A 12197-nucleotide genomic window follows, 5' to 3' on the forward strand; every position below is an offset into this window, starting at 1 on the left:
TTAAAAACTCCTGACCTCTTCCCTGTATGCTTCAACCGCCTGTTTCATTCTAGGAAAATAATCCCCTGGGAACTGTTCCATCATCGCGCGAGCCAATTCAAAGGCTACCACATGTTCCATAACAACCCCCGCCGCTGGTACGGCACAGGAATCAGACCTTTCAATGCTGGCAGCAAAAGGCTCCTTCGTGTCGATATCGACACTTTGCAGAGGTTTGTATAGAGTAGGAATTGGCTTCATCACGCCCTTTATTACCAGTGGCATGCCGGTTGTCATTCCACCTTCGAAACCGCCTAGACGGTTTGTCTTACGGTAATAACCATGTGATTCTTCCCATGCAATTTCATCATGGACCTTACTGCCATTTCTCCTGGCTGCTTCAAAACCGATTCCGAACTCTACACCTTTGAAGGCATTGATACTTACGACACTTCCAGCAATACGGCTGTCCAGTTTGCGATCATATTGAACATAGGAACCGACTCCCGGAGGCATACCTTCCACATATACCTCTACAACTCCACCAATCGAGTCTCCTTCTTTCTTCGCCTGATCGATCGCATCCATCATCTCTTTTTCCGCTTTTTTATCCAGTGTTCTAACAGGTGAAGCTTCTGCGATTTCAACACGCTCTTCCAATGTCATAGATTCATCAAAGCTGCTCACTATCCCTGCGATTTCTCTGACATAGGCTCCAACCTTAATGCCCAGTTCACTTAGCAAAACTTTAGCCACAGCTCCTGCAGCCACCCGGGCAGCTGTTTCCCTGGCTGAAGAACGCTCCAGAACGTTTCGTAAATCTCTATGCCCGTATTTCATGCCACCGTTAAGATCGGCATGCCCCGGGCGCGGGCGTGAAATTGTCCGGCGAACTTCTTCATCATCAGGGATCGGATTTTCACCCATGATGTTTCTCCAATGTTTGAAATCATCATTATTGATAACGAGTGAAATTGGAGAACCCAAGGTGTAGCCATGGCGTACCCCCGCTGTAATTTCTACTAAATCTTTTTCTATTTGCATACGACGTCCACGACCGTAGCCTCCCTGGCGCCGCAACAAGGATTCATTTATTTGGTCATTTAAAATTGGTAAATGGGATGGTATTCCTTCAATAATGGTAGTTAGTTGTTTTCCGTGTGATTCTCCAGCAGTCAAATAGCGCATGGACGTCCCTCCATAGTATAAATTTTATGTTCTACTATATCATATCTTAGCAAACTTGTGTGCAATAAATTTTTTAATAGGTTAAAACATAAAAGCGATAAAGTGCACAAGTATTGTTATAAACATAATAAAGCGGGTTTTATACCAGGCGCTCAGGAGGAAAATCTCAAGTATTTAAAAATCCTTTTTCCGTCGGTACGAATAAAAAAAGCTTGCAGAGAAATCGATTTCTCTGCAAGCTGGTCGTTCTTCCAAAAGAACGTTTTTAGTTTGGTTTAGTAAACCCAGTCATTATCATTTTTATCATAAGTCACCACTTGTTCTTCATCAAAGAAAAGGGAAATTTCACGTTCTGCACTTTCCGGTGAATCAGATCCATGAATGACGTTTTTCCCTACAGTGACACCAAAGTCTCCGCGAATAGTTCCAGGCATAGCATCTTGAGGATTTGTTTTGCCCATCATTTGACGTGCTGCAGCGATTACATTTTCCCCTTCCCATACCATTGCAAATACAGGACCGGAAGTAATGAAGCCAACTAATTCCCCAAAGAAAGGCTTTTCCTTATGCTCCCCGTAATGCTTTTCCGCAAGCTCGGAAGGAATGTTCATCAACTTTGCGCCAGCAAGTTTGAAACCTTTGTTCTCGAAGCGGGAAACAATTTCTCCTATTAAATTACGTTGCACACCATCAGGTTTAACCATTAAAAAAGTTTTTTCCATCCTAAACACCTCATCATTATGTATTTGTGTAAGCGCTTAAAAACGTCACCGAAGAAAATTTTAACAGATTCCAACGATGGTGGCAATCTGTTAAGACTTTCTTTTACCAATATATTTTGCGATCCCGCGTAATGTTTGTTTTGCTCGACCTGCCGGCAGCACATCAAGCGCTTGATAAGCTTTTTGTAAATAACGGTCACTGAGCTCCAGCGAACGATCCAGGGCGTCCCCTGCCTTAATCTTACTTATGATAGGAGCGATGTCTTCAGGGGTCAGTTTTTCCGTATCTTCCTGGAATAGCAGGTGCAGCTCTGAGGCTATCTCTTCATCTTCCATTGCATAGAGTACAGGCAGGGTAATATTTCCTTGTAACAGGTCACTTCCGGCAGGTTTGCCCAACTCTTCTTCCGAAGCAGTGAAGTCCAATACATCGTCAATGATTTGATAAGACATACCCACAAAGTAGCCATAGCGATAGAGAGCCCGTTCATATTGGCGCGACGCCTCCGAAGCAATGGCTCCCAGCTGGCAACTGGCCGCGATCAAGAGAGCCGTCTTTCGTTTGATTCGAAGCAGATAGTCCCTTAAATTCTGATCCAGTCGGTATTTATCTTTTACCTGTTCAATTTCACCAAGACACAACTCTACCATTGTCTTTGCGAGTACTTGATGGGCATGTGGGTCTTCAAGAGCAGATAAGGACTCTAATGAACGTGCAAATATGTAATCCCCCGTATACATGGCTATCCTGTTATCCCATCTCGCTTTGATCGTCGGCTCCCCTCTTCTCAACCGGGCATTGTCAACGACGTCATCATGGACAAGCGAGGCCATGTGAATAAGTTCCAAAGATACGGCCACTGCCTCCATACGCTCTAAGCGATAATCTCCGAATTTTCCTCCCAATAATACAAAAACAGGACGGATCCGTTTCCCTCCTGCGGCTAATAACTGGGTAGAAGCTTCACGTAATACAGGGTGCTGGGCTTGTATGGTGTTATTGATAGACTCTTCAATTTTCGCTAAATCTTGTTTTAAAAAAGAATAGATCATAGCTAACTTCATGGTGCCCACCCTTGTGTTATGATAATTTTTCTCCCATATGCATTGCTGCGACTCCACCGGTAAAAGATTTAACTTTTACATTACTTAACCCGGCTTCCTTAAACATCTGTTTCAATTCCTCTTTCCCTGGAAAATCTCTTGCAGATTCGTGAAGCCAGCTATATTCCTGATAGCTTCGAGCAAACAATTTACCGAATACAGGCATGATGTACTTGAAATAAAAATAATAGGCTTGCCTGAAACCAGGCATGGTGGGCTGGGAGGTTTCCAGACAAATCACTTTACCTCCTGGTTTGACGACCCTTGTCATCTCCTTTAAAACTTGAAGATAATCCGGCACATTGCGCAGCCCGAACCCAATTGTCACATAGTCAAAACTATTATCTTCAAATGGTAGATCCATCGCATTACCGTGTTCAAATTCGATTTGACTCAAACCATACTCCAATTTCTTTTTAATGCCGACTGATAACATATTATGACTGAAATCAAGTCCGATCACTTTTCCATCTTTACTTACTTTATCAGCCAGAGCCACTGTCCAATCCCCTGTGCCACAACAGACATCCAGGGCTTTTTCCCCCTTCTTGACGTCCATTTTATTCATGACATCTTTACGCCAGGCTTTATGCCGCTGAAAGGATATGACTGAGTTCATCACATCGTAGCGCTGATAGATTTTTTCAAATACATGATGCACGCGTTCTTCTTTGGTCTGTGGCATGCTTTATCCCTCTTCTGCAAATTGTTTCGTGTAATTATGGTCGTCCAAGGTTGAATGAACGTATGATTTCAGCTGATTAAAATGTAAAGGAAGCTGTGAAATAGTCATTTCCAGCCGTGACATATTCTTTTGGATGATATTTTCTACCGTATTCATCATTTGAGAATAGCTAGTATTTGTCCTTGGACTTTTCAACAATAAATCAAATAACGGAGAGAATCCGTTATTTTGAATGTTTTTCTTCTCATTCAACAGCTTTTTAGTAAGGAGCCATTCACCAGCTACATCATTTATGGTGGTCCGTTGAACATAGGAAGCGACACGCTGAATCAACAAGGATTCAATATCTCTCAAACCGTTCATGAACTCCTGGAACGATCCTACATCTTTATAGTAAAGCTCCATTTTTTGCTCATTAATATCTTTTATAGCAGAGGCCAGCGTATGGATCATTGGAATATCGTCTAACTGAGATAGTAAATAATAATACATCCCACTATAATAATCTCCGGCTAACACTGTCAGCTGACGGCTGCGGACCGTCTCCTGTTCTTCGTCTTCATCCGTCAAAGTGACAAGGTCATGGGTATCCAACGCTACTTGAACGAGCATGGTTGTTATAATGTATTGCTCTTTTTTTACTTCAGGTAATGCCGTATCATCCATAATAGAGGATAAGAGCATCAGCTTGTCCTCATCTATCACCGGTTCAGGAATGAATTTCGATAAAAAAGGATGGCGAACTTTAGCAATTATTTTTTGTTTTAGCGTTTGGATTTCATGTTCAACATTGCTCACCTGGATCACCTGAGTCCTTTCTGAAAGGCGTTTACAACACAAGTATTATAGCATATTTCGTTGTAGAATGCCTCCGTTATGTATGAAACATCTAAGTAAACACATCCATTAATCAGCTTCGTTTGTCACTTCACCATGACTGGTCTGGATTAATGCTTTGCCTCTGATCTTTACAGCTGAAGTATGCTCGGTGAACTGAGCAATCATCACTTCATTCTTATCGAGTTTCTCTGAGTGATGAAATCTGGTGTCGGTACCCCTGGTCAATCCAATTACGTTGACTCCGTCCTCTAAAGCTTTGATAACAAAGAAATCGTTTCCTTTCAAATCCACTTCAAACCACTCCCCTTATTCTGTAAATTTAATATCGCTTACATTGAATAGAATGTCAATTTTTCCGTTTCCTATTGTCTATATTCTGGCTAGTAATTCACAATTGATACCATGAAAAAAAGGGTGCGCAAATGGCACCCTTTTTCCACTTGCCCTATGTAGGAAATTACTTAACAGCATCCTTAAGGGCTTTACCTGGTTTAAACGCAGGGACTTTGCTGGCAGAAATTTCGATTTCTTCACCAGTTTGAGGGTTGCGGCCTTTACGGGCAGCACGCTCACGTACTTCAAAGTTCCCGAAACCAATCAATTGTACTTTGTCACCATCTTTAAGTGAATCCATGATTGATTCAAATACGGAATCAACTGCTTTTGTAGCATCCTTTTTAGAAAGATCAGCTTTTTCAGAAACAGTGTTGATTAGATCTGTCTTGTTCATGACATTCACCTCCTCTCGGGCGATAATCCATTCTCAGGGCTCTCCTTAGCGGATGTCCTGGAACATTCAATTTGAACAAGCGGTCATCATTGTTTTGATGACATGCCTTATATTAAACGAGATTTCAGTGAAATTCAATAGAGAGTTGCACCAAAACCGCTTAATACCGCAATTTCTACCGGTTAAGCACCCTTGCGGTACATGAAGCGTACCATATTAATTTTCAGGATGCAAGAAACCTGCAGGCCTTGGTATGACAGCGTTTATGAAGATTTCAAGATAGGCTCTCTACGATATTACGACACCCTGCTTTCAATCTCCTGCTAATTCGAAAAAAAATTTTCAAAGACACTGAAAAACTAAGGCTTTTCGCCGCGTACATACGGCGAAAACCTTAGTATATTATACGTCAACAATATAGTCTGTTAAACGTTGTTATTGATTTTTTATAAGAAAGCCATTCAAAAACATAGCCTAAAAAGTCGAAGACTTGATTTCGAGAATTTTGAGGTCCGTTGCTGAATCCGGAGTAAGGGCGGCTGGGAAACGGTTCGCTTTCTAGCTTCATCGCCTAGACACTCGCGACATAAGCTGTCCATCAACGGGAAGAAAGAGCCCTTCCCTTTTGCTGTTCTGCTTATGCGTGTCGTGTCTCCCAAGGCGATTACGCATTCATTTCTTTCCTGTGGGGAGCCGCCGATCCTCCTCCGTCGTTTCACTCCCCGCGGGGTCTCGTCTGGTTCCTTCTCCCACGGGAGTCTCACCGTTTCAGCTGTTATGAAAGTTAACGGGCCCCAAAATAGCCGAAAACAAGGTTCTTGCATTGTAATTTGCATAGAATCCGCTTTTCCCCCATTTTATAACTTTCAATACTGACGTATAGCGTTTCAGTTACCCATACAAACGCTAGGAGGTCCGGGAAATTGCGAGACTCCTATGGGAGCATAGTACATGGTGAGATCCCGCAGGGCTTCTGCCCGAGGAAGCTCACCGTACGCCCATGGAAAGCGAGTAATTTCCCGGACCTCCCTACCGTTACTAACGTGACGGAAACAACTTATCTTGAAACTGAGTCTTCCACTAAAGGGAGCTTAACTGTAATATCAATCCTGCGATTTAACAGTGTCAAAAAATAAAAAAACGGCCCTCTCAAGAGCCGTTATAGTATAATTGCAATCATTCCGCCTTGACCTTCGTTAATGATTCTTTCCAGTGTTTCTTTTAATTTATAGCGGGCATTTTCAGGCATGAGTGACAATTTTGCCTGAATTCCTTCACGTACGATTGAGCTGAGTGAACGACCGAAGATGTCAGAATTCCATATCGATAATGGATCCTCTTCAAAGTCCTGCATTAAATACCGGACTAGTTCCTCACTCTGCTTCTCTGTTCCGATTATCGGTGAAAATTCTGAATGGACATCAACTTTCACCATATGGATGGAAGGAGCAACTGCCTTCAAACGTACGCCGAACCTTGAACCCTGCCTGATTATTTCAGGTTCTTCCAATACCATATCATGGAGCGTTGGAGCAGCAATTCCATACCCTGTTTGCTTTACCATGTTAAGTGCATCTGCCACTTGATCATATTCTCTTTTTGCATGTGAGAAGTCCTGCATAATTTGCAGCAGATGATCTTTCCCCCTGATTTCTTCCCCGACAATCTCTTTTAGTACAACATCGTATAATTGATCCGGGGCCTGGAGGTCGATTTCAGCTACACCTTCTCCTAATTCCATACCAGAAAGGTTTGCTCTTGAGATATATTCATAATCATCGAAATGACCAACTACCCGACTGACATCACGCAGACGTTTGATATCCTGTACTGTTTCTTCAATGGCAGATTGGAAGTTGTTCCTTAGCCAGTGTCCCTCCTCCAATACCATCACCCAGCTTGGGAGGTTGACGTTTACTTCCAGGACAGGGAATTCATATAACGCCTCTCTCAACACATTGTTTACATCGTCTTCCCGCATGGCTTCCACGGACAAAGCAATGACAGGGATATCATATTTCTCACTCAGTTCCTCACGGAGTAATTCTGTATCCTTGTGATAAGGCTGAACAGAGTTGACTACCATAATGAAAGGCTTTCCAACCTCTTTCATTTCCTCGACAATTCGTTCTTCCGCTTCAACATATTCACTGCGTTCAATTTCCCCGATAGTACCATCGGTGGTTACTACTACTCCAATGGTCGAATGATCCTGAATGACTTTTCTTGTACCAATTTCTGCAGCCTCGTGGAACGGAATAGCCTCTTCATACCAAGGGGTGTTGATCATTCGAGGCCCGTTTTCATCTTCATATCCTACCGCCCCTTTAACTGCGTACCCTACACAATCTACCAGCCTGATATTCACGTCCAGACCTTCATCCACAGCAACAGAAACAGCCTGATTCGGGACAAACTTAGGTTCCGTAGTCATGATCGTTTTCCCGGCAGCACTTTGCGGCAGCTCATCCATTGCCCGTTCTCGATCAGATTCATCTGCCATTTGCGGCAAAACCACCAGTTCCATGAATTTCTTGATGAATGTGGATTTACCTGTACGGACCGCCCCGACAACACCCAGATAAATATCTCCATTCGTCCGTTTGGAAATATCTTTGAAAATATCGACTTTTTCCAAAAGATCCCCTCCTGATCTGCCTCGACTCATAAAACTTATACGAGCTATGACATTATGATTCTATGTTGTTGTCCTAATAGAATATGACTGTTTTTTCACCTTTTTCTCCAACAAAAAAAGCATAAGGAACCGGCCAGTTGATCTGTCCAGTCTCTTATGCTTATGATATATTTATTTCCTCTATGCCTCCGACATAAAAACCGGCTCCCCATCTTCTATCGTATATGGGGGAGAATATACCGGCACAAATGGTGAATGATCCAACAATAAATATCGGATATCATCTCCTGGCTGATAATCATGGTCTTTATTTTGGATATAATTATATAAATCCTTTCGATAGTCCACCACTAACTCTCCGCCTCCCGTAATATAGACGGGTAATGGTTCCTGAGAGTAGGGACTGGTAACCGTCAACGGCGCATCCAGACCGAGCTTTTCATAATCCAAATCAAATATCCCCTTGGAAACTTGAGATTTATATGGAGGATATTGGTTGTTTTGCTCATAACGATTAATCTGTAATCTGATCGAACGAAGCTCCTCCGTAATACGCAAATCTATCAATTTGACGGTAGGATTGTCCTCCGGGTCCACTAAAACATATTGGTAGACGCCTCCATTTTCAAAGGCATTACCTGGTGTCTCAGAAATAAGACTCTTTTCTTTCAATTTATTAAAATCGATGACATACTTCTGGAAGATTGGAGTGTCTTGTTCTTTGGTTTTAATCGGTAATAGCCCATGTTCTTGTTCTCTGTAGGAATCGATCGCTCTTTGAATATTCTCAAGCTGAACCTCATTAGGAACGTTATTTTTGGAAAGACGATCATCCGGATATAAACACCCTGTCAAAAGGAATAATGTCAATAAAGCTACAACGATACCTTTGATTTTCATATATAAGCCTCCCTTGCCAGCTACTAACCGGTTGGTCCGCTGAAAACGATATAAAAGATAATAAGCCCGGATAAAATCATAAATATGTAAGCCAGAACCGCTACAATCCCCGCCAGAATCCCTTTCAATTTGTACCTGCTCAGCATAATGAGCCCAATGGCCAGAAACATAAAGATGATGCCAGCAAAAGATATATACATATTCAACATGGAAGTAGACATTCGTATTCCCCCAATCGATTAACTCTATATTCACCTCAGGTATTATACCATAGTGGTTGTCCAAATCCACAATGAATGCATAAGAAATGAGACTGCAGCAAGATCTAATTGGAAAATTTCTATCTATTTAGGTCGGTATATTTTCCACCCGCCTATTTTCCAACAATGAGCCTGTTGCAGCCCCTTGACTAAATAATCCCCACGGCAGCTCAAATAGAATGGTTGCTGCGAGTTATCTTATGCAGTTGATGGGATGCCCGTATAATCACATGCCCAACCACCGTTTATTTTTTAAATAGTTGGTTCAAACTGTTCATATCAAGCGGCATATTTTGGTTAATGATCGCCTTAACGATTTTGTCTTCCTTTTCCTTGGAAACTGGTTTATTAGCCATCCTTGATAATTGTCTCACTAATTGACGGATTGTCTTTTCATCTGAAAAATCAGCGTTTTTTACTGAATCGGCTACTTTGAATATTTCATCAGGCGATACATTTGATTTCTTTTGAATTTGATCAAAAAGATTCCTTTGAAAATCACTCACTCAATGTCCCTCCTCGTGCATAACATTCAACATATCATATGCATTAGAGGGTGTATTGTGAGAGATCGAGAAGATATTTATGGCTGTTCGCCTAATAAATTACTCAAGGCCTCCATTTCATGTCGTCTACCCCTGGTCATCAGTTGATCAACGACATCTTTTGGTTTTGCATCTTCAAACAGTATACGATAAAGGCCATTAGTAATTGGCATCTCTACCTGCTGCTCTTCGGCAAACTGGTAGGCAGCTTTGGTGGTTCGTACTCCTTCAACGACCATCCCCATCTTTTCAAGCACCTCTTCTAAATCGTTCCCCTTGCCTAATAAGTTGCCAGCCCGCCAGTTCCTGCTGTGAGGACTGGTACAGGTGACAATCAAATCACCAACTCCTGATAAACCAGAGAACGTCAATGGATTGGCGCCCATCGCCACTCCGAGTCTCGTGATTTCCGCAAGACCCCTTGTAATCAGTGCTGCCTTTGCATTATCGCCGTACCCTAGACCATCCGATATCCCGGCACCAAGCGCAATGATGTTTTTCAGAGCCCCGCCCAACTCCACACCTACCAAATCAGGAGAGGTATAGACACGGAACCTTTCGTTGATGAATAGCTCCTGGACGGCCTCGGCTTTTTCCAGATTTTCCGAAGAGACGGTCACCGTGGTAGGCTGTCGACGACTGACCTCTTCAGCATGACTCGGACCGGAAAGGACAACAATTGCCTCGTACAGCTTATCAGGCATTTCCTCTGCAATCACTTCCGAAACCCGCTTGTAAGTAGAAGGCTCAATGCCCTTTGATGCATGGGTAATCGTCACAGGATGATCGATTACCTCTGCTAATTGCTGACACACTTCCCGCATTACTTTGGTGGGTACTACTAGTAAAATATGCGATGCACCATAGACCGCTTCAGCCAAGTCATAATGGGCTTTAATTGATGAAGGGATGGTAACCCCTTCTAAATATTTCGGGTTTGAGTGTGTGCGGTTTATCTCTTCTGCCTGCTCTTTTCGATGTGTCCATAAACTGACATCATGCTTGTTATCTGCAAGTACAAGAGCTAAAGCTGTGCCCCAACTTCCGGCACCAATTACTGCTACTTTTTCCATCTTCCTTCCGCCCCTTTCTTTAATTACGTCTTCTGGCAAATATTTTAATAGGCGTACCTTCGAATCCAAAGGCTTCCCTGATACGGTTTTCTAAAAAACGTTCATAGGAAAAATGCATCAATTCAGGAGCATTGACAAAAACGACAAAGCTTGGCGGCTTTACAGAAACCTGAGCCGCATAAAACACTTTCAGCTTTTGACCCTTTACCGTTGGAGCAGGATTCATAGCCAATGCATCCATAATCACTTCATTTAATATATTGGTCTGTACTCGTTTGGCATGATTTTCACTAGCCTTCAGCACTTGAGGAAGCAGTGTATGCATGCGTTTTTTCGTTTTTGCTGATAAAAACACGATAGGGGCGTAATCAAGGTACTGAAAGTGTGCCCGCACTTTTTGTTCAAACTCTTTCATGGCTTTTTCGTTTGTTTCGACAGTATCCCACTTGTTCACAACAATGACGACTGCTTTCCCTGCTTCATGCGCATAGCCCGCTATCTTTTTATCCTGTTCAATTATCCCCTCTTCAGCATCGATCAATGTCAAAACAACATCAGATCGTTCTATTGCTTTCAGGGCACGGAGGATGCTGTACTTTTCCGTGGTTTCGTAAATTTTCCCTTTCTTCCGCATTCCTGCTGTATCGATGATCACAAAGTCTCTTCCTTCTTTTTCAAAAGGGGTGTCGATAGCATCCCTGGTAGTACCAGCTATATCACTGACAATTACTCGTTCCTGACCAAGCAATGCATTGACTAAGGAAGACTTACCTACATTCGGTCTGCCTATCAAGCTAAAACGAATCGTATCATCATCTTCCGCTTCTATAACCTTTTCGGGGAAATGGTCCACAACTGCATCCAGCATATCTCCTAATCCAAGTCCATGAGTACCTGATATTGGATAAGGTTCACCAAAACCAAGAGAGTAGAACTCATAAATATTTTCTCTCATCTCCGGGTTGTCAACTTTGTTTACCGCAAGTACTACAGGTTTGTTAGACTTGTAAAGTATTTTCGCGACTTCCTCATCCGCTCCCGTAATACCGTCCCGGCCATTGACCATAAAAATGATGACATCTGCCTCATCAATGGCCACCTGAGCCTGTTCTCTCATTTGCACCAGCAATGGCTCATCACCAATTTCTATCCCACCGGTATCAATGATGTTGAAAGTGGTGTTCAGCCATTCTCCTTGAGCGTAAATACGATCTCTTGTTACTCCTGGAATATCTTCTACAATGGATATTCTTTCGCCAACAAGGCGGTTGAATATCGTTGATTTACCTACATTCGGTCTGCCTACGATGGCTACGACTGATTTTCTCATGAAAGGTAACATCCTTTCTGCCTGACATTATTTCTTTATTTTTTGAAATCAAAGCAGTTTATCAGCATGCGGTATCTGCAATATACGGCATTAAAAAAAGGAGGGCACTTCAAGAGATGATTGCCGGCGCATGATCATCATGCCGGTATCACCCTTCTCTTAGAGTCAACCCCCCTGACTGACTATCCACTTTATTTTGTAGG

13 protein-coding genes are annotated in these 12197 nt (G+C 42.6%); all 13 read right to left on the reverse strand.

Translation table 11 applies throughout. The features are described from left to right. Positions 1-1167, reverse strand: a complete 1167-nt coding sequence (aroC, locus tag FHS45_RS06915; RefSeq protein ID WP_062446371.1) for a chorismate synthase — start codon at positions 1165-1167, stop codon at positions 1-3. Between the two features lie 275 nt (positions 1168-1442). Then, positions 1443-1889, reverse strand: a complete 447-nt coding sequence (ndk, locus tag FHS45_RS06920) for a nucleoside-diphosphate kinase (protein WP_062446374.1) — start codon at positions 1887-1889, stop codon at positions 1443-1445. A gap of 90 nt (positions 1890-1979) precedes the next feature. After that, positions 1980-2954, reverse strand: a complete 975-nt coding sequence (gene hepT, locus FHS45_RS06925; protein ID WP_062446376.1) for a heptaprenyl diphosphate synthase component II — start codon at positions 2952-2954, stop codon at positions 1980-1982. Between the two features lie 16 nt (positions 2955-2970). Then, positions 2971-3678: a demethylmenaquinone methyltransferase gene (locus FHS45_RS06930; RefSeq protein ID WP_062446378.1), complete on the reverse strand. Its 708-nt coding sequence runs from the start codon at positions 3676-3678 to the stop codon at positions 2971-2973. A gap of 3 nt (positions 3679-3681) precedes the next feature. Then, positions 3682-4476, reverse strand: a complete 795-nt coding sequence (locus tag FHS45_RS06935) for a heptaprenyl diphosphate synthase component 1 (protein WP_229717860.1) — start codon at positions 4474-4476, stop codon at positions 3682-3684. Positions 4477-4584: 108 nt separating this feature from the next. Next, on the reverse strand, positions 4585-4809 hold the full coding sequence (gene mtrB, locus FHS45_RS06940; RefSeq protein ID WP_371872035.1) for a trp RNA-binding attenuation protein MtrB: 225 nt from the start codon (positions 4807-4809) through the stop codon (positions 4585-4587). Between the two features lie 166 nt (positions 4810-4975). After that, the gene (locus tag FHS45_RS06945) at positions 4976-5248 is read right to left on the reverse strand and encodes an HU family DNA-binding protein (protein WP_037985717.1); all 273 of its coding nucleotides are present in this window, start codon (positions 5246-5248) and stop codon (positions 4976-4978) included. Positions 5249-6407: 1159 nt separating this feature from the next. After that, a complete protein-coding gene (spoIVA, locus tag FHS45_RS06950; protein WP_062446385.1) occupies positions 6408-7886 on the reverse strand; it encodes a stage IV sporulation protein A in 1479 nt (492 codons plus the stop codon). A 180-nt stretch (positions 7887-8066) separates the two neighbouring features. Further along, positions 8067-8786 (reverse strand): hypothetical protein, encoded by a 720-nt coding sequence (locus tag FHS45_RS06955; RefSeq protein WP_062446387.1) that lies wholly within the window; start codon positions 8784-8786, stop codon positions 8067-8069. 23 nt (positions 8787-8809) lie between these two features. Continuing rightward, positions 8810-9007, reverse strand: a complete 198-nt coding sequence (locus FHS45_RS06960; RefSeq protein WP_062446389.1) for a DUF2768 domain-containing protein — start codon at positions 9005-9007, stop codon at positions 8810-8812. Between the two features lie 284 nt (positions 9008-9291). Next, a complete protein-coding gene (locus FHS45_RS06965; RefSeq protein WP_062446391.1) occupies positions 9292-9552 on the reverse strand; it encodes a stage VI sporulation protein F in 261 nt (86 codons plus the stop codon). A gap of 77 nt (positions 9553-9629) precedes the next feature. After that, on the reverse strand, positions 9630-10664 hold the full coding sequence (locus tag FHS45_RS06970) for an NAD(P)H-dependent glycerol-3-phosphate dehydrogenase (RefSeq protein ID WP_062446393.1): 1035 nt from the start codon (positions 10662-10664) through the stop codon (positions 9630-9632). 19 nt (positions 10665-10683) lie between these two features. Beyond that, on the reverse strand, positions 10684-11994 hold the full coding sequence (gene der / locus FHS45_RS06975; protein WP_062446395.1) for a ribosome biogenesis GTPase Der: 1311 nt from the start codon (positions 11992-11994) through the stop codon (positions 10684-10686). Positions 11995-12197 lie beyond the last annotated feature (203 nt).

Source organism: Thalassobacillus devorans (assembly GCF_011761345.1).
Taxonomy (GTDB): domain Bacteria; phylum Bacillota; class Bacilli; order Bacillales; family Halobacillaceae; genus Thalassobacillus; species Thalassobacillus devorans.